Below are 17101 nucleotides of genomic sequence, written 5' to 3' on the forward strand. Positions count from 1 at the left end.
AACCCCCTAGCCGATCCAGATTGAGCACTTCCTCTGGGAGCAACCCAAGGGCTAAGGGTCTGTCTGGGCTGAGGGATCCCACAAGCGCTATAATGCTGCTATTGCTGGCTCCTGCCGCTGTGGGGCTCGCCAAGCATCAACTTGACCAAGGGCGGGGTGAGCAGCAGGCAAAAGCTGGGCCGGATTTCGGAATGGAGACACTCTTAACTCAGTACCCAGGGCAGGTAACAGGCGTGATGGGGTCGAGTCGATAGGTGCAACAGAAAAGTGTGCCTCTTCGACCTAGCCCAGATCTAACCAGAAAATTTTACCCTGAGAAGGTGCTTCTTTCCGCGCGCAAACCCTGTCTTGTTGTGGACTATCGCTACGCGACGCTTTCGCGAACAGGCTGGGCCGCACAACTGGGGTTCTGCAATGGGCCAGCGTTGGATCTCCCGAGGCGGAGCCGTCTTGCTCCCTGAGCCTATCGATTGAGCCCATCCATGAATCTCCATGCAAACCTCACCGAATCCATTCATCCCATCCGATGAGTTTTCCTTCCAATCAGCAGAAGCCCCCCGCTGTACCCACCAGAGCCAGCATTGGGTAGTTCACATGCACTTAAACTCACCTCACCCATTGGAGAGGAAACAAAGCCAAGCGTCAAAGCAGAGCTGAGGGTAATGGACAGCCCCATGACGACTCGATCCTGGTTAAAGAAACTTAAGCGGATCCCGGCAAAAGGACAACACCTCGCCAGAATGAGGGTTCAACCCGTAACCGCGTGCCCTTGGGGCGGGGAGGGAAGTTAATGCCCAGGCAGATTGTCATTGCCGAGCAACATCGAGTGGCAGCCGTCTTCGCCGAAGATCAAGTGCAGGAGCTGATCGTCGCCAGCGGCGCTCATCAAGTGGGAGACGTTTACGTCGGAATCATCGAGAACGTTCTGCCCAGCATCGATGCCGCTTTCGTCAACATCGGCCCTGCAGAGCGCAATGGGTTTATCCACGTCAGCGACCTGGGCCCGCTGCGCCTCAAGCGAAGTCATGCCTCGATTTCTGAGCTGGTCTTGCCGCAGCAAAAGGTGCTGGTACAGGTGATGAAAGAGCCTACCGGCAACAAAGGGCCAAGGCTTACCGGAGATTTGGCCTTTCCAGGGCGGTATTTGGTGTTGCGACCCTACGGAAAAGGCGTTCATCTGTCCCGCCGCATCGAGGATCGAGAAGAACGCAACCGTTTGAAGTCGCTGGCCATTTTGATTAAACCCCCGCAGATGGGCCTGTTGGTGCGCACCGAAGCGGAAGGTGTGTCCGAAGAAGCGATGATCGACGACCTGGAGCAATTGAAGAAACTCTGGGAAGATATTCAACAGCAGTATCAGGCAGCACGGGGGCCGGGGCTACTCAACCGGGATGACGACTTTATTCAGCGGGTGCTGCGGGATGTTTACTCCGACGATGTGAACCGTATTGTGACCGACTCTGCGGCAGGAGCGAAGCGAGTCCGTAGCTATCTGCAGGGCTGGAACAAGGGCCAAATGCCCCCTGGTGTCGTTGTCGATGCCCACCGCGAGCCCACCCCCATTCTGGAGTATTTTCGGGTCAACGCGGTTATTCGGCAGGCGCTGCGGCCACGGGTGGATCTGCCCTCTGGTGGCTACATCATCATCGAGCCCACCGAGGCCCTGACGGTAATTGATGTTAACTCGGGCTCCTTCACCCAATCGGCCACTTCTCGGGAGACAGTGCTGTGGACAAACTGTGAGGCGGCTACCGAGATTGCCCGCCAATTGAGGCTGCGCAACATTGCCGGTGTGATTGTGGTGGACTTCATCGATATGGATTCCCGCCGCGACCAGTTGCTGGTTTTGGAGCATTTTAACAAGGCCCTCTCCAGCGACAAAGCTCGCCCACAGGTGGTCCAACTGTCGGAATTGGGGCTGGTGGAGCTCACCCGCAAACGGCAGGGGCAAAGCCTTTATGAGATCTTCGGCCATTCTTGCCCTACCTGTGAGGGGCTGGGGATCCTGGCCCGCTTGCCGGGGGCCGAGCCAGGGCATCTGTTAACAATAGAAAGCGGCCTGACGGTAACGCTGCCCACCGAGGTGGAAGGAGGGGATGAGGAAGACGCCGGCCCGATCCTGCCCCGCGATGGCAACTCCCAACGGGCGCGCCTGCGAGTGGGGAGCGATGGGCTGTCTCGAGGCGATAGCCGTGCGCTGCTGCGGCGGTCGCGATCTGCCCCCGGACAACGACGCCCCAGCCCGGATCCCTTTACGACTTCAGACGATCTGGAGGAAGAGCCACGGGTTGAAACGGGACGCAAGCGTCCCCGTGAAGACTGGGGGGATCCCCGCACTGGCCAGCGCCTCGTTGCTCGGAGCCTGGATACTCCTGTAGAAGAGGAAGCCCCAGAGCCGATGCAACTGCCAGGGGGCGGAGCAGACCTAAAGCGTCAAGAACCCCGCCGTTCTGGCCCTGGGGAAGAGGCAGAATCCGCCTCACGCAAAGATCACACTTCCCCAGCCCGCACCGTTCGCGCCAGCGGGACGGAGTCCTCAGAAGGCCGTCCGGCTCCGGTACGGCAAACCGTCACCGTGGAGATGACCCCGTTACAACAACGGGTCTACTCGGAGTTGGGGCTGTCGCCTCTGTTGCTGCTTGACCAGCCGCCGCCTTGGGGCCGAGACACGGCGGTTAGGGTGGTTCTGCCGGGAACTGTCGAGGTGGAAAGTAGCCCAGAGGTGGAGACTGAGGCAACTTCTCAGACAGAGGAGTTTGCACCCGAACCGGAGGCTCTGCAGGAGAAGGAGCTGCTGGACAACCTCTCTCCACCCGAACTTTCTGAACCCGAAATCCCTTCTGCTGAATCGTTCGTGCCAGCAGTGCAGAGCAGCTTGGCCGAGCCAGCCGCGGAACTGGGGATCAGCCCTGCCCAGCAATCTCCAGCAGCCTCCAGGCGACGGCGCTCCCGCAGCAGTTAGGCGCTGCTCTCAAGCCCAGGGGCAGGCATGGGAGTATGGTGGAGCGGGCAAGGCCGAGTTTGATCTGGGAGGGATCCCTTTGGCAGCAGGGGATCCTGCGGGTGGCGGGGGTGGATGAGGTGGGGCGGGGAGCCCTGGCTGGGCCAGTGGTGGCGGCGGCGGTGATTTTGCCCGCCCAGATGGATCCCAAAGCACTGGAGGGAGTGAGGGATTCCAAACAACTGCGTCCGCAGCAACGCGCTCAATGGGCGGAACGGATTCGGCAGGTGGCCCTGGCCGTGGGTATTGGCAGTGCCTCTGCTGCTGAGATCGACCGGCTCAACATTCGCCAGGCCACGGTGCTAGCCATGCAGCGGGCTTTGGCCAAGTTGGATCCAATCGAACACATTTTGCTGGATGGATTGCCGCTGGCCGAGCTGGGATCCCGGCAAACGGCGCTGGTCAAGGGGGATCAAATCAGCCTCTCCATTGCCGCCGCTTCAGTTGTGGCCAAAGTCTGGCGAGATGCCTTGATGCAGAGCTGGGATCGGCAGTACCCCGGCTACGGCTGGCGCACCAACGCTGGCTATGGCACGCGGGAGCACCGACTGGCGTTGCAGAACTTGGGGCCCACCCCGCAGCACCGCCGCAGCTTTGCCCCCTTGGCAGAACTGAAAGTCAGCAGATATGATGGTTAATGCAGTTGCATTGCCCACGTAGCTCAGTGGACTAGAGCACTGGGTTCCGGTCCCAGGTGTCGGAGGTTCGAATCCTTTCGTGGGCGTCTTCAGGCATATAAGTTCAGCCATATAAGTGGGCAACATACTCTCCGTACCCGTTGTAGGGCAAGGTGGGAACGATTTGCCACTGGGAACGGGATCCGAAACCGATCAAGACTTCCTGCTCCTGTGACCAGCGGGGGTGGGGCACCCTAGGATCCACATTGGCCTCAAATCCATACTCCTCAGGGGCGAGGGTATTCCAAAACGTAGAGGGTTGATGATCCAAAAGCTCGATTTTGACGATGGATTTTCCCCCCTTAAAGCCATACTTCCAGGGAACTACCATGCGAATTGGCGCTCCGTGCTGTTTGGGCAACGGCTTGCCATAAACGCCGAGGGCAAAAAAGGCCAACTCGTTGGCCATTTCCTCGATCCGCAACCCTTCCGTGTAGGGCCAAGGCAAGTTGGGGGGCCAGATTGGGCCAGGCATAATTTCCGGATCGTAAAAGGAAGTGAAGCGGACAAATCGAGCCGTCGGCAAAGGATCCACCCGTTCCAGCAACAGCCGCATCGGAAAGCCCAACCACGGCACCACCATCGCCCAGGCTTCCACACAGCGAAAGCGATAGATGCGCTCTTCGAGGGGGAAGTTAAACAGATCTTCCAGGCCCAACCGCTGAGGATGCCGCACCAGCCCGGTAATCTCGACAGTCCAGGGATCCGTGGGCAAAGCCTGTGCAGCCCGCCAGACGCGCTTTCCGGAGCCAAACTCGTAAAAGTTGTTGTAACGAGCAGCTACAATCTCCTCGGTGACGGGCCTGCCCACATCCGAAAAGTGGGGGTTGAGTGGGATCCCCCTCAGCTCTCGTTCTACCGAGGGAGCAGCTCCCCTGCTGCCAAACCCAAAAATAGAAAAACTGGCTCCCACCCCAACGGATCCCAGTTGCGCTAGAAATTGCCGCCGGCTGAAAAACATCTCTTCTGGAGTGACCTGTGCCTCTCGTTGCCAGGGGTGAGGAACTCGGATCCCGAACATCCATCAGCCATCCTTTGATTCAGAGTCAGGGAAAAAGTCTGCCGCCCGAACTACTACATCCTAAATGAATTACTACATCCTAAACGGATCTAAGCCGACATTCCCCGAGCTCGTTTCCAGCGCTGCCCCATGTGTAGTCATTTCAAATGTAGTCATTTCAAACAGCAATGAAACGATTTGTTATGTCTGTCCCTGGCTCCCCTCTCCTTTTGAGAGAGGGGTTGGGGGTGAGGGAAACCCTGCAGGCTGGGATGATCGGTGACGAAATCACGGTATAGCCGTGTTGGCTGAGTCCGTGCTGCTGGAAAAAAGTGTGGGGATCAGCTAAGGACTTGAGCTGGGCTCCGGCAAAACGTAAATAGACTCCACCTGCCGCCCTGCCGATGGCACTGCTTGGATGGTGCCCTTGTCGATGTGGTAGATGACCTTCTCTGCTTGCAACTGATTTTCCCCTTGGTTGATGATGACTTGGCCCTCCAGCTCAATGCGTTGCTCCTGGCTGTAATACACAGCTCTTTGGGCGCGGGCCGTCAGCCGCTCGGCAGGAAAACTGAGGGTGACATTGCCAATGGCCGTAAAAACCCCTGTGTTGGCGTTGGCCTCCTGCACATCGGCGCTGATGCTGATGGCACGGGGATTCTGACCCCAAGCCGGGATTCCAAGGGCCAGCACCACACCCACAGCCCAGCCCAGTGTCTTCAGCCGCTTCCAACTCTTCCGGTCAAGCGTTATCTCCAAAGTCATGCCCCATCACCCCGTCAAACCACCCCAGCAGCCAGTCTAGCTTCTCAATCCTGGTCATAATGGCGGGGCAGCCTACTGATCCGTTCCCTTTCCCCCCTGGGGCAGAGCTTGGGCAAGCTGTCTTTCCAATTCGGCAACCCGCTGCATGAGCTGTCGGTTGGCTTCCAGCAGCTCCCGCGCCTGGCTGTTGAGGTAGGGATCCGACTCCCACCAATTGATGCCGATCTCCTTGGCCTTATCCACCGAAGAAATCAGCAGGCGAATGCGCACATTCAGCAACTCCACATTGCCCACCGAAACGGTGATGTCTCCGGCGATCACAATGCCCTTGTCCAGCACCCGCTCCAGCACATCGGCCAGCGAGGAGCCATGAGTAGCCGTGGTCAAGGGTTGAGAGCTAATCGGCACAGAGTTCATCGACCTCCAAAGTGTACCAACAGGCAAAAGACTCAGCCAGGCAGTTGGTCTAGCAGATAATTCAGCAGCTGGGATCCCTCTTCATAGCGCTTGCCAGCCCGGGGCAACAGCACATCCGCACACAAAGCGCGAAAATCGGCATTCTCTTTGCTAACTGCCAGCTCATGTTCCTTGACAATGCGCCCGATCATCAAACAACTGCGCAGGCTGGGGTGGCGCGTCAGATCCAACTTGCGGCGAAAAGCCCGCACAATGTGGACGATCTTGAGGGCGTCGGGGCCGGATAAGCCTATTCGCGAGGTGAGAATCTCCTTTTCGGTCTCGATGTCCGGCTCCCCCATATCGATGGTGATCATCCGATCCAGCAGCGCATCTTGGGCCCTGTGAACCCCGGTATATTCCTCCGGGTTAGAGGTAAAAATGGCCCGGAACTGGGGATGCACCCGCAGATATTCCGAGCGGTTGCTGTCCGGCGGCAACACCAGCAGCCTCTCCTCCAAGGCACTCAGGAGAGCATTGTTGGCCTCAGGGCGGGAGCGATTGAACTCGTCGTAGATGAGGGTAAACCCCTCTCGGCAAGCCAAGGTGAGGCGGGCATCCACCCAGCGCTGCTGCACATCCTCCTCCGTCTTCACCACCGAGTGAATGAAGTTGTCCACCACCCGCCGATGGGTAAAACCGGTGCGCCCCCCGATGAGGTCGGAAGAATCGAAGCGGTCATCCCCATAGATCAGCATGATGGGGCGGCCCAGCAGGCTGGCCAGATGCATCGCCAAAGTGGTTTTGCCCGTACCCGAAGGCCCCCGCAAATGCACCGCAAAGCCCGATTGCAAATAGCGCAAAGCGCGGCGGGTAATCCGCTCAATGTAGGGGGTGTTCACGAACTGGCGGGGACGCGCCTGCAGAACCGTGGCCATGGAGATACTCAACCTCTTTGCTGCCCTAGACTCCTTTGCCTTGACTATAGCCCGGATGTTCTTCCTGCGCTCGGCACAACTAAACTGCGACCGTCCCCGACACCATGCGCCGCAGCGTAGCCAAGATTTCCGAGGGATCCAACCCCAGATCCACCGCGCCGCGGGCCAACAAATCCCGCACCCGTTCCCGATCCCCAATTACCTGCAGCAGGGTCAAGTTGGGATCCTGCGCTTGTAGATCACTCACATACTTGTTGACATAGTCAAGGATGGGATCCACCTGTTTCTCAACAGTAGGCGGAACTTCAGGGGGTTCGAGCGTTGTCAAACCCCCTGGGGGTTGGGAAACAGAGACCGGGGCGGACGGCTCCACCGGGGTTTGACCTTCGGCTACAGGCGTTGAGTCGGAAGCAGTCTCACCGGCAGTCGCAACGGCACTGTTAGAGCTTGCACTGGAAGTGGAGACTTCAGGTTCTGGGATGAGGTCAGGGATCCCATTGCCCCACACCTGCTTATGCAACTCCGCCCGGAAAGTGGCCAGGGATCTCCGTAGGGCCTGCGCCTGAGCTTGCTGTTCCTGGGCCATCTGAGCCAGCTCCTGTCGAGCCATTTGCCGGAGAGCCTGCACCCACTGCCGCAAATCGGCGCAAAAAGACTGCCGCGCTTGCTGAGTTTTGTCGGCCATCGCCTGCCGAGCCTGCGTATAGGTGCTCAGCAAATGCTCCACAGCCGCAGTCAAGTTAGCCCGGAAAGCCTGCAATTGCTGCCGGCTGACTTCCAATTGAGCAGCTCGTTCCTGCTCCAGGCGAGCCAGACTCTCTGCCACCGACTTGGCCCGCTGAGCCGCCGCTTCCGAACGGGAGCATTCGTCCAGGGATCGCCTCACAGCCCGCTCCTGCCTCAGTTTCTGCAATTGGCTGCGGGTTTGCTCCGTCTGGTGCCGTATTGCTTCTTGTCGTTGCTGGCGGCGCTGCCCCAGCTCAACCATCAGGGCTTGGTGCTGCTCTAGGCGCTGCTGCCGGGATCGGCTTAACAAACTTCGGTTTTGAGTCACCCGCCGGCTGCGAGCTATGGCCCATTGTTCCTGCAAACTCATGGTGTTCAATCCCTTACGTCGTGTTCAATGCTTGGGTGGATACAGCTTCTCTGCCTGTTCCCAACTCGATGGCACTGCCAACCTGTAGCTCAGTGCGGCTGCAAGACTCAATCCTCGAACAAAACCCGCAGAAGCAAGGCAGAGACCGGCGGTGGATCCCTGCCTCGCTTTCCGACGGCTAGCTTCCTACGCCTCCGCCCAGAGAGCATAACTCATCCAACCATTGCGATGCTCAAGGCGAGAGGGTTGTGGGCACTTTCCTTGGTTGAGTGATTTTGGTTAGGCAGATTTAGACGGCAGGAGCAGCAGCAGTAGCCGTCAGACCCACAGCCTCAGCGTACTTCAGGTAGGTTTCCACGGAAGCCACAACGACGCGGGCTTCAATGGCCAACAGCTCGATCCCAACCAAAGAAACACGCACCCAGGCATCGACCACGATACCTTTATCCAAGATGCGATCGATCACTTCGGCCAAGCTGGACGAGGAGTTCACTTTCTCTACTGCCATAACGATCTCTCCTGCACTGATACTGCTGATACTGATGAGGGTTGAAAAGGACAGACAACTCGGCGGCAAAATGGCATGTAGAAGGGATCCCAGCTGAGGATTCACCTTCCCTAGGGCGACAGCCGCACCCTCTATCACCCTAGCCCTATTGTGCTGGCTTTTTTCGGGGAGAACCCCCGTAGATTCGCTTAAAAAAGACGGCAAACTCGAAAGGTTTACCGCTTTTCTAAGCGCCATCCCCCCTACATAGTACTCGCCAGCAGAAAAAATGGGCAAAGATGAGGGCGAGTTTTGAGCCCAAGTTGTGGAAGTGTGGTGGAGGGGCAGTGGGAAGCGGCAGGGATCCCCTATACTGGGGGCAGTGGGCTTGCTGACATACCGTTTCTCGCTGGCTGATAGGGCTGTCGTGACCGATTTCAACACCGGGATCCCGAGCGTGCGTCGCCTGCAGAAGGGGATCAAGGATCGAGAAACCTTCGAAATTAAGCTCAGTACGGGGGATGTCTTTGTCGGCCAGTTGCGCTGGCAGGATCCCGATTGCCTCTGTTTGGCCGATGCCGAGGGGCGGGAGTCGCTGCTGTGGCGGTCTGCCATTGCTTTCATCAAGGTCAGGCCTCAGTCTTAAGTACTGCTCCGGATCCCTGTACAGCTCTTCTTCCCAATTTTTGAATAAATCTTTACAACAACTCAGGGCTTTTCTGTCTCCCTCTGAGGGCAGTTTTCTCCAGTTGACCCACTCCTGCTGGGTTTTTGGAGCGGTTGACTACCCTGCCGTCGCCCTGAGTCTATCCCAAAGCCGTCCCCCATTGCTCCGCAACGCTGTTGCAACTGCGTCAGCGGGCCGTAGGCCTTGAGGACGAGGCTTTAGACCCAGTTTTTTGGTAAAAATGCCAATTAAGAAGGGTATGATAAGGAGTGTTAAAAAATCTGATCTCTCCTCACCCAACCATGACGACTGCCCCCATTGAGATACCTCTTCAGCCTGCCGCCCAACGGCATAACCACTACAGCCGCGAAGACTTTTTTCGCTTTGACCTCTCCCAGGGATCCCTTGTGGACTGGACGGGCGCCCGCAATGTCTTGGTGAGCGAAGACTTTATCCTGGGTTTACAGCAGGGCCTGGAGGAAGAAGTGGGAGATGCCTCGGCTTCTCTGATGTACACTATTGGCCGAGAGTGGGGACGCAACGATGCCCTCCATTTTTCCCGCTGGTTTGAGGAGGAATATCGGCGCCACCCCAAGCAGAGTAATCTCATGTTTCTCTTGGAAACCTGGTGGTGGCCTCTGACCTCGCAAGGATGGGGGCGCTGGGAGGTGGAGACCGAGAGTCGGCGGCAAGGGTTTATTTTCATCAACCTCTTTGACTCCGCCGTGGCCCGCACCCTGGGGGATGTGGGCAAACCTGTCTGTCATCTTTACGCCGGATTGTTTGCCGGCTTTTTTAGCACCATGGTGGAACGGCAACTGAACTCCATCGAGATCCAGTGCTACTCCATGGGAGAAAGCTACTGCAAGTTTTTGCTCGGCAGCAAAGATCGCATCGATGCGGCTGCCTTCTGGCTAAACGAAGGGGCCAGTGCCAGCGAAATTGCCCAAAAATTGCGTTCAGGCCAGGGAGTAGCCAAGGCATGACCTGGAAGATTGCTTTAGAAGATTCGGTGCAAAGCTTTTTTGCCCGTCTAAATTGGGATAACCGCCCCCTACAGAGGCGCACTCTGCCGATGCCTTTTCTGCAAGTGCAGGAGCATTTTGGCTCCATCCCCTGGGCCGGGGATCCCCTGAGTTTGGCTGCGCATTCTCTGGGATCCCTGTCGGCAGCACCAGAACCCGAGCCGGCAGAAGAACAGATCACCTTGGCAGATCTGTTCAGCTTGTTTTGAGTCTCCTAGCACCCACTGACATCCGGAAGAAGCGAGATGGTAAGCCCCTTGGAGCAGATGCTGATCGAGTCGGAAGCCCGCTACCTCAAGCCAGAGGAGCTGGAGCATCTGAAGGCCTATGTTCTCGGCTGGCCAAAACGACAACATGTGTACCGAGTTTTGCGGGAACGGGAGAGCCAGGTGGTGAGCCAAACCCTGAATGCCCTGCAAAAAGAGATGCCCGACCTTTCCCCCCAAGTGTTGGATCTGTGTCGGCGGCACCTGTTGTTGTTGCTGCGTCACAGCGCTATGGCCATGCTGCTGCAGGACGAAAACCTCCTGAAAGAGCGGCTGCTCGAGTGGATGGAGGAAGAGGTGCGCCTGTACGGGCTGCAGAGGGTTTATGAGGTTGCCTATCGGATTTTCCAGCAAGAGCTGAGAGACCATTTGGCTCCTGGAGAGTTGGAGTTTATCCGCCCTTTGATCACCCAGGTACAGGTGGCCTTGCTGTTTTAGAGCTAGATACTTTTTTGCTTTTTGCATTTTTCGGTGCTAGAGCGCTCTATCTCAACTAGCCGGAGACTTCAGTGTCGTTGGAGTTAATGTTAGCGTTGTAGTAAATCTGCCCAAGGGGTATTCAATTGCTGGAGGGATCGCCATAAGATTTGGAGCGTAAACAACCGTTCTCCCAGCTCAACAACCAACGAACTGTCAACTGCACCCTGCTCCTATTTGGATGCTTAAAGCTCAATAACGACTTGGATTGGATAACCAGGGGATCCCTTATGAACGGCACCAGCTCTATCTCCAATGGCTCAGTCACCTTTGATCCCTATACGCCTGTTTTGGCCAACTACTATGCACCCAGCGCCTATCTGCGAAGCGATTTGGAATCCGGCTTGCTGGAAAGTCGCCACGGTGAGCGTCTCTTGGCCCTTCCAGAGGCATTGCTGCGGGGCATCTACACGGGCCTGGAATACGAGACTGGCCAGGCTGCTCGTTTGGTATTGCGCAACTGTGGTCGGATGTGGGGCAAGGAGTTTTTCCGCCGTTTTGCCCAAGAACTCTCCGACTACTACCAGAAGCCTTTGGCCGAGCTAGAGATGGGCACCTTTCTGCAAAGTCTGAGACAAGCCTGGAAAGCTCATGGCTGGGGATTGATCGAGATCGACTGGACTTACAAAGATCAGGGAGTCCTGGTGGTGTCGATTCGCAATTCTCCCTTCGCTGCTGTCACCCCTCCCCATTTCAAGCGTCCGATGGGCTTTTTGGAGGCAGGGCTGTTGGCCACCTGGTTTAGCCAGCTAACCGGCCAGGATTTGCTCTGCGTGCAAACTGCCAGCGAGGCTTTGGGAGCAGAGAGCAATTTGTTTGTCGTGACCGCTGCCGCCCGCCTCAAAGAAGGAGAAGCCTGGGTGGACTCTGGCCTCAACCATGAGCAGATCCTGGAAAAGCTCCTGCAACCCAGATAGGTGACAGGAGCCGGTTTCCTCCAGAGGGATGGGATCCCAACAGGGATGAGTCTGTATAATTTTCTGGAAGCAAGGCGAGCTCAAGCGCGCGAGGGTGTGGCCATTGGGGTGGCGAGTCAGAGCAATTCGGGGAGCCATCACCGTACCTACAAACAGTGCCGAGGCCATTGGCGCGGCGGTGGCTGAGCTGCTGGATACGCTAGAGCACCGCAACGCCCTCGATCCGGCTGAGTTGGTCAGCGTTATTTTTTCCGTTACCCCTGATTTAAATGCAGCTTTTCCCGCCCAGTTTGCTCGTCGTCGCCCCGGTTGGGAGTCGGTGCCTCTGTTGGATGTACAACAGATGGAGGTGAGCAGCGACTTACCCCGTTGCATTCGGGTTTTGATCCAGTTGAATACTCCACTTGCTCAAGCGGACATGCAGCATGTTTATCTGCGAGGTGCCCGCGAGTTAAGGCCAGATCTCAGCACTGTTTGATCGATCCATACAGCACCAGCACAGGGTTGACACTCTCACCGACTAAAGTCAGGGGATTTCTACACTGGAGGTGGGACAGTCTGTTGCCATGGGCAACATGGGGCATGATGGATCCCGGATTTGCCCCGCTTATTCTGGGGGAAAAGAATGGCTTAACTCAAGTTGATCCGGGTCGTATCACTACTGATTTGGGAAGGCGCAGAACATCCAGATTCACTCATAGACTTACTTGGACTTACAGTCATTTTAAACAGGTATGAAACATTTCCATCCAGCTCCCCTTTCTTTTTGGGAGATGGGGTGATGGCAGCGGCACAGAGCACTTGGGGGGCTTCTCAATTAGCTTAAAATGACTCTACTTAAGATAAGAGTAGATCTGAGAGCTCAAGGAGACAGCTTTTCTCGCAGACGGTTTTCCCACTGTTGCAGTTGCTCTTGGCGAGCGGCCACCTCTGCTTCGCGACGGCTCAGCTCTTGGCTTTGCCGAGTCAAGGATTGCCGCCAGCTTTCAATCTCCGACAGATCCACCAGACTGTGGGTTCGGGATAGGTTGTGCAGCATCTCCACCAGCTTCATGGCTGCCTCTTCCACCCGCTGCACCTGCCGCTCTTCTGAAAGCTCAACCAGCAGCAACACCCCAATGTTGTAAGGGCCAGCCTCTTTGCAGGTGACCCATTCTGGCTGGCGCAGCGGCGTCCAAACCCCACCCTCGGCCTGCCGGGCCAAGAGCTGCAGCTCCCCCTGGCCGAAGAGACTTTTTTTGTGTACCCGTGCCAGATACAGCATGGAACATGCAGGAAGATGCTGCCGATTTTAGCACCGATCCCTTTTATTGAAGAGGGATCCCGTCCCTACACCCAAACCTGGGTTTTGTTGTCCGTGCCACCAGGAGGATCAATGCTAGGATCGGCTGTGGAATGGATAAGGCTCAACGCTCTCCCGTCTTCATCGTTTAGGGATCCCTGGCATGTTTCTCACCCAAAGCCCCTACTTTTTGATGGCAGCGCTGGTGGCGATTGCCAGTGGAGCCATCTTCGCGGTTCGGTTCATCAAGCGCGAGGCCTCCGCTGAGTACGACGTGATTTTTGCCACGATGGGCCTGATCTATTCCGTCTGTTTGCTCTTGGAAGGTCAGCGGCTCATTCCGTTGCTGTTCTTTGCCCAGGTGCTGTTGGCGGTGATGGCCGGCTGGTTTGCCCTCGAAACTTTCCGGTTGCGCATCCTCTTGAGTGAAAAGGCACGGCAGGTGGGCGGGGCTCGTCCGACTACTCGGCGGCAAGGCTTTGTCCGCACCTATCCACCGGGCGGCTATGCCCAAGGGCGCACGGTTTCCACCCGGGCTGAGGGATCCCGTATCCGCGATACATCCTCTTACAGTCGCTCCATTCCTGGGCGCAGTGGTGAAGATCCTAGCCGTCGCCCGCGGCCCCAACTGACCAGCGATACCCGTGTGCGTCCCCGCCGCCGACCCGAAGGGGATGAGTATTACGAGGAGCCAGGGGTCCGCCCGCGTCAGGATACGGACTACGATGAACCAGCACCGCCGCCAGAGGCCCGCCGCCCCCGTCGTCCTGCCACCGAAGAGTATCCAGAGGATGTGGATGTGCAGGAAGAGCGCAGCACAGGTACAGCTACCCGCCGCCGTCCCCCACGGCTGCCCCAAGACCAAGGGGAAAGCTACGCAGATGAACCCCCCCGCCGTCCTTCCCGCCGCGTTGTCGAAGTAGAGCCAGTAGAGGTGGAGCCAGAAGAGTATGATGACGATCTGTTCTGATAGGCTCTCAATGCCGATCTGAACTTGATAGAAGCAGCGCCAGGGTCAATTAGTCGGATCCCTCAGCCTGTGTTGCGCATCCCGGCGGCAATGCCGTTAATGGTAAGTAAAGCTCCACGCAGAAGTTCAGCTCGGTCGTAGCGTGTTCGTCCGGTGCGGGATCCCTGATGCTCTCGCAGGCGCTTGAGGAGGGAGACTTGGATAAAGCCGAGGGGCACAATAGAGCGGTTGCGCAACTGCACCGAGCGCTTCAAATAAGGGTCGTTCTCCAACAGTTCGCTGTGACCCGTAATCTGCAGCACTATTGTGCGGGTGCGGTGCATTTCTTGGGCAATACACTCAAACAGCTCCATCGCCCGCTCTAGACGTTCTGGAGAGCTCATCTCCCGCACGTAGTGACGCGCTATTTGCAAATCCACCTTGGCCAAGGTCATCTCCACTTTGGAGATCACCATGCGGAAGAAAGGCCATTCGCGATACAGGTGCTGCAGGTGGTTGAGGTTGTGCTCGCCCTTGGCCACGTATTCCTGTAGGGCGGTGCCAACTCCATACCAGGCCGGCAGGAGAAAGCGGCTTTGCGTCCAACTAAATACCCAGGGAATGGCCCGCAGGGATCCAATATCCTTCTGGCTGCCGCTGCGGCGGGCAGGACGGGAGCTGATCTGCAGTTGGCTGATCTCTTCAATGGGGGTGACCTCGTGGAAAAACTCCACAAAACCTTCCTGCTCATAGACCAGGTTGCGATACACCTGCCGGGAGCGATCCGCCAAGGATTCCATTAGGCGCGACCACTCGTGCAGGTCGTTGGGGTAGGTGCGCAGCAGGCTGGCCTGGATCACAGCGCTGGTAACGGTTTCTAGGTTAAAAATGGCCAGATCTTGGAGGGAATACTTAGAGGCCAGCACCTCTCCCTGTTCGGTAATTTTGATGCGGCCCCCCACACTGCGCCCTGGCTGAGCCAAGATGGCCTCGTAAGCCGGGCCCCCCCCACGGCCCACCGAACCACCCCGGCCATGGAAGATTTGCAGCTTCACGCCATAGGATTCGGCCACCGTCTGCAGGCGTTGTTGAGCTTTGTAAATCTCCCAGTTGCTGCTCAAAAAGCCGGAATCTTTGTTGCTGTCGGAGTAGCCCAGCATCACCTCCTGCAGATTTCCCTGCTGAGCCAAGTACTGGCGATAGAAAGGGATCTCCAGCAACTGCCGCAAAACTTCCGGGGCCCGCTTCAGGTCTTCGACGGTCTCAAACAGCGGCACCACCGCCAGGGATCCGCGACCGCTAATGGGATCGTAGAGCCCCACCTCCTTGGCCATCAGCAGCACCTCCAACAGGTCGCTCAACTGGCGGCTCATGCTGATCACATAGGTTTGGCAAATGGCCAAGCCGAATTCCTGCTGCATGCGGCGCAGGGTGCGAAAGGTGGCGATCAGCTCTGCCGTTTTCTCGGAAAAGGCGATCTCCAGCGGTATCAGAGGCCGACGTGTTTGTAGCTCCTGCAGGAGAAAGGCGGTTTTTTCCTCTTCCGTCATCTCGTTGTAGGGACGCGGCAAAATGCGCAAGTACTCGAAAATCTCCGTGAGAGCGGCTTCGTGGTAGCTGCTGTCTTGGCGGATATCCAGATGGGCCAGGTGAAAGCCAAACACCTGTACCTGTTGAATGAGATGATCCAACTGACGGCAGGAAAGGCCGCTGTTTTTCAAGCTTTTCTGGATAAGCTGCAAGTCGGCCAGGAATTCTTCCGCGTTGGCATAGGCGTTGTCCACAGGGGGAGGGGTGGGCAAACAAGCGGAGTCGGCCAAGTTGCGGTTGCGCTCCCGCGTCAACTCCAGCCGCCGCTGAATGTAGCTGAGCTTGAGGCGGTAAGGCTCCTGGCGATATTGCAGCGAAAACGATTCGTAAACCTCGGGCATGAGGCGGTGATCCTGCTCAAGGGCATCCAGCAGTTGGCTGTCCACATCCCCCCAATGCAGGGAAATGCTCAAGGTTTTGGTGAGAGCCTTCACCGATTCGATGTACTTGCCCAGGATGAGGTTGCGCTGATAGCGGGCCGTTTGCCAAGTCACATCGGCGGTAACGGAAGGGTTGCCATCCCGATCCCCGCCTACCCATGAGCCGAAGTTGCAAAATCCTGCCGGCGGCGGCTCGACGCTGGGAAAAGCCTTTTTCAAGCTGCGGCTGAGGTACTCGTGCAGCAGGGGGATGGCCTGAAACAACACCTCTTCAAAATAGTGCAAGGTGTAATCGACTTCGTTCAAAACAGTCGGCTTGGACTGATGCAACTCGTCGGTACGCCACCAAAGCAAGACTTCTTCCGCCATCTGTTCTTTTATCATCTGGGCCTGCAAAGGCTGGGTTTGTTCTGCCCAATCCAGTTGGCTGAGCAAGCGAGAGAAGGCCCGTTGCTTCTCGCGAATGGTGTGGCGGACGATCTCGGTGGGGTGGGCGGTAAAAACCATGCGAATGTGCAACTGCTCCAGCAATCTGCGCAGTAGGCCCGGCGGCACCCCTTGAGCCCGCAGGTAAGGGAACAGCCGTTCAAATTTTTCGTTTTCTCGCACGGTACGTTGTTGGCTATCCACCATGCGCATGTCCGAGTCTTCTGCCCGTTCGTAGTGCTGTTCAACAATGTTGATCAACTGGAAGAAGAGGGCAAAGGCCCGTGCCGTTTGGATGGTGGCGTCGAGGCTGAGGTACTCGATAATTTGTAGTACCTCTGGGATCGGGTACTCCAGGGCTTGTCCTTCTGGGGAACACATGGAACGCAGTCGCTGCAACAGATCCACCAGAGACTGACCGCACTCCTGCAGGATCACCGATTCCCAGAGTTCTTCCACCAATTGCAGGCGACGGTTCAACAGGTTGTTCCTGCGGTTGAAGGCTTCGTTGACTTGAAGGGAATGGGCCAAGGGATCCCGTTCCCCAAACAGGGATGCCTCCTTCAGCCCGTTGGCAGAACCCGCTGCCCCCTCTGCAGCGGTCAGGTGGGGGGAAGAGGTCATGAAGGCAGCTCCTAGAATAACCATCCCAATATTAGAGCCTGTTTGTCGAAACGGCAGATGTAGCAGGTATCACGCTCAGATTGCGGTCTTCTCCGCGTCGGATTTTGTAGTTGAGCCTACAAATTGCAAGAAAAAAGT

Annotated in this window: 17 protein-coding genes and 1 tRNA gene; 10 read left to right on the forward strand and 8 right to left on the reverse strand. The window is 57.1% G+C overall.

Features of this window, described 5'->3' with window-relative positions; all coding sequences use genetic code 11:
• The first annotated feature begins 790 nt into the window (after positions 1 to 790).
• The 3 genes from NW842_RS10255 (at position 791) to NW842_RS10265 (ending at position 3725) form a co-directional block, all read left to right on the forward strand.
• Entirely contained in the window at positions 791 to 2962 is a 2172-nt protein-coding gene (locus NW842_RS10255) for an Rne/Rng family ribonuclease (protein WP_414373423.1), read from the forward strand.
• Between the two features lie 35 nt (positions 2963 to 2997).
• Positions 2998 to 3639: a ribonuclease HII gene (locus tag NW842_RS10260; protein ID WP_414373426.1), complete on the forward strand. Its 642-nt coding sequence runs from the start codon at positions 2998 to 3000 to the stop codon at positions 3637 to 3639.
• A gap of 12 nt (positions 3640 to 3651) precedes the next feature.
• Positions 3652 to 3725, forward strand: a tRNA-Arg gene (locus NW842_RS10265).
• Between the two features lie 17 nt (positions 3726 to 3742).
• Here the strand turns inward: NW842_RS10265 and msrP are convergent.
• From msrP to gvpA, 6 genes are all read right to left on the reverse strand, one after another.
• A complete protein-coding gene (gene msrP, locus NW842_RS10270; protein ID WP_414343713.1) occupies positions 3743 to 4699 on the reverse strand; it encodes a protein-methionine-sulfoxide reductase catalytic subunit MsrP in 957 nt (318 codons plus the stop codon).
• 324 nt (positions 4700 to 5023) lie between these two features.
• On the reverse strand, positions 5024 to 5443 hold the full coding sequence (locus NW842_RS10275; protein ID WP_414408152.1) for an LptA/OstA family protein: 420 nt from the start codon (positions 5441 to 5443) through the stop codon (positions 5024 to 5026).
• Positions 5444 to 5515: 72 nt separating this feature from the next.
• The gene (locus tag NW842_RS10280; protein ID WP_414417968.1) at positions 5516 to 5860 is read right to left on the reverse strand and encodes a gas vesicle protein; all 345 of its coding nucleotides are present in this window, start codon (positions 5858 to 5860) and stop codon (positions 5516 to 5518) included.
• A gap of 32 nt (positions 5861 to 5892) precedes the next feature.
• The gene (gene gvpN, locus NW842_RS10285) at positions 5893 to 6777 is read right to left on the reverse strand and encodes a gas vesicle protein GvpN (protein ID WP_011433426.1); all 885 of its coding nucleotides are present in this window, start codon (positions 6775 to 6777) and stop codon (positions 5893 to 5895) included.
• A 79-nt stretch (positions 6778 to 6856) separates the two neighbouring features.
• Complete coding sequence (gene gvpC, locus NW842_RS10290) at positions 6857 to 7873, reverse strand: gas vesicle protein GvpC (protein ID WP_011433427.1); 1017 nt, start codon at positions 7871 to 7873, stop codon at positions 6857 to 6859.
• A gap of 289 nt (positions 7874 to 8162) precedes the next feature.
• Positions 8163 to 8381, reverse strand: coding sequence for a gas vesicle structural protein GvpA (gene gvpA / locus NW842_RS10295; RefSeq protein WP_011429717.1), 219 nt, complete (start codon positions 8379 to 8381; stop codon positions 8163 to 8165).
• Between the two features lie 304 nt (positions 8382 to 8685).
• Here gvpA and NW842_RS10300 point away from each other — a divergent pair, with 304 nt between their 5' ends.
• The 6 genes from NW842_RS10300 to aroH all read left to right on the forward strand — a co-directional run bounded on the left by NW842_RS10300 (position 8686) and on the right by aroH (position 12190).
• On the forward strand, positions 8686 to 9006 hold the full coding sequence (locus NW842_RS10300) for an Hfq-related RNA-binding protein (RefSeq protein WP_414417969.1): 321 nt from the start codon (positions 8686 to 8688) through the stop codon (positions 9004 to 9006).
• A 323-nt stretch (positions 9007 to 9329) separates the two neighbouring features.
• On the forward strand, positions 9330 to 10013 hold the full coding sequence (locus NW842_RS10305) for a V4R domain-containing protein (protein ID WP_414417970.1): 684 nt from the start codon (positions 9330 to 9332) through the stop codon (positions 10011 to 10013).
• Positions 10010 to 10261, forward strand: a complete 252-nt coding sequence (locus NW842_RS10310; RefSeq protein ID WP_414417971.1) for a hypothetical protein — start codon at positions 10010 to 10012, stop codon at positions 10259 to 10261. Before NW842_RS10305 ends, NW842_RS10310 begins: the two co-directional genes overlap by 4 nt.
• A gap of 36 nt (positions 10262 to 10297) precedes the next feature.
• On the forward strand, positions 10298 to 10756 hold the full coding sequence (locus tag NW842_RS10315) for a hypothetical protein (RefSeq protein WP_414417972.1): 459 nt from the start codon (positions 10298 to 10300) through the stop codon (positions 10754 to 10756).
• Positions 10757 to 11025: 269 nt separating this feature from the next.
• Positions 11026 to 11712: a V4R domain-containing protein gene (locus tag NW842_RS10320; RefSeq protein WP_414417973.1), complete on the forward strand. Its 687-nt coding sequence runs from the start codon at positions 11026 to 11028 to the stop codon at positions 11710 to 11712.
• 103 nt (positions 11713 to 11815) lie between these two features.
• Positions 11816 to 12190 carry a chorismate mutase gene (aroH, locus tag NW842_RS10325; protein WP_414343779.1) on the forward strand — a complete coding sequence of 125 codons (375 nt, stop codon included), beginning with the start codon at positions 11816 to 11818 and terminating at the stop codon, positions 12188 to 12190.
• A 384-nt stretch (positions 12191 to 12574) separates the two neighbouring features.
• Here the strand turns inward: aroH and NW842_RS10330 are convergent, their stop codons facing one another.
• Complete coding sequence (locus tag NW842_RS10330; protein WP_414417974.1) at positions 12575 to 12976, reverse strand: hypothetical protein; 402 nt, start codon at positions 12974 to 12976, stop codon at positions 12575 to 12577.
• A gap of 181 nt (positions 12977 to 13157) precedes the next feature.
• On the opposite strand from NW842_RS10330, the gene NW842_RS10335 reads away from it, so the two are divergent.
• On the forward strand, positions 13158 to 13964 hold the full coding sequence (locus NW842_RS10335) for a Ycf66 family protein (protein WP_414373436.1): 807 nt from the start codon (positions 13158 to 13160) through the stop codon (positions 13962 to 13964).
• Between the two features lie 62 nt (positions 13965 to 14026).
• Here NW842_RS10335 and ppc read toward each other — a convergent pair whose 3' ends face one another.
• Complete coding sequence (gene ppc / locus NW842_RS10340; protein WP_414417975.1) at positions 14027 to 16963, reverse strand: phosphoenolpyruvate carboxylase; 2937 nt, start codon at positions 16961 to 16963, stop codon at positions 14027 to 14029.
• Positions 16964 to 17101: the final 138 nt, after the last annotated feature.

This window comes from Synechococcus sp. R55.4 (assembly GCF_047461935.1).
Classification (GTDB): Bacteria; Cyanobacteriota; Cyanobacteriia; order Thermostichales; family Thermostichaceae; genus Thermostichus.

Coding starts and splice junctions, on each gene's coding strand:
- NW842_RS10330 (WP_414417974.1), bottom strand. CDS start 12,976: ATGCTGTATCTGGCACGGGTACACAAAAAAAGTCTCTTCGGCCAGGGG.
- gvpA (WP_011429717.1), bottom strand. CDS start 8,381: ATGGCAGTAGAGAAAGTGAACTCCTCGTCCAGCTTGGCCGAAGTGATC.
- msrP (WP_414343713.1), bottom strand. CDS start 4,699: ATGTTCGGGATCCGAGTTCCTCACCCCTGGCAACGAGAGGCACAGGTC.
- NW842_RS10305 (WP_414417970.1), top strand. CDS start 9,330: ATGACGACTGCCCCCATTGAGATACCTCTTCAGCCTGCCGCCCAACGG.
- NW842_RS10335 (WP_414373436.1), top strand. CDS start 13,158: ATGTTTCTCACCCAAAGCCCCTACTTTTTGATGGCAGCGCTGGTGGCG.
- NW842_RS10280 (WP_414417968.1), bottom strand. CDS start 5,860: ATGAACTCTGTGCCGATTAGCTCTCAACCCTTGACCACGGCTACTCAT.
- gvpN (WP_011433426.1), bottom strand. CDS start 6,777: ATGGCCACGGTTCTGCAGGCGCGTCCCCGCCAGTTCGTGAACACCCCC.
- NW842_RS10255 (WP_414373423.1), top strand. CDS start 791: ATGCCCAGGCAGATTGTCATTGCCGAGCAACATCGAGTGGCAGCCGTC.
- ppc (WP_414417975.1), bottom strand. CDS start 16,963: ATGACCTCTTCCCCCCACCTGACCGCTGCAGAGGGGGCAGCGGGTTCT.
- NW842_RS10310 (WP_414417971.1), top strand. CDS start 10,010: ATGACCTGGAAGATTGCTTTAGAAGATTCGGTGCAAAGCTTTTTTGCC.
- NW842_RS10275 (WP_414408152.1), bottom strand. CDS start 5,443: ATGACTTTGGAGATAACGCTTGACCGGAAGAGTTGGAAGCGGCTGAAG.
- NW842_RS10320 (WP_414417973.1), top strand. CDS start 11,026: ATGAACGGCACCAGCTCTATCTCCAATGGCTCAGTCACCTTTGATCCC.
- NW842_RS10315 (WP_414417972.1), top strand. CDS start 10,298: ATGGTAAGCCCCTTGGAGCAGATGCTGATCGAGTCGGAAGCCCGCTAC.
- gvpC (WP_011433427.1), bottom strand. CDS start 7,873: ATGAGTTTGCAGGAACAATGGGCCATAGCTCGCAGCCGGCGGGTGACT.
- NW842_RS10260 (WP_414373426.1), top strand. CDS start 2,998: ATGGTGGAGCGGGCAAGGCCGAGTTTGATCTGGGAGGGATCCCTTTGG.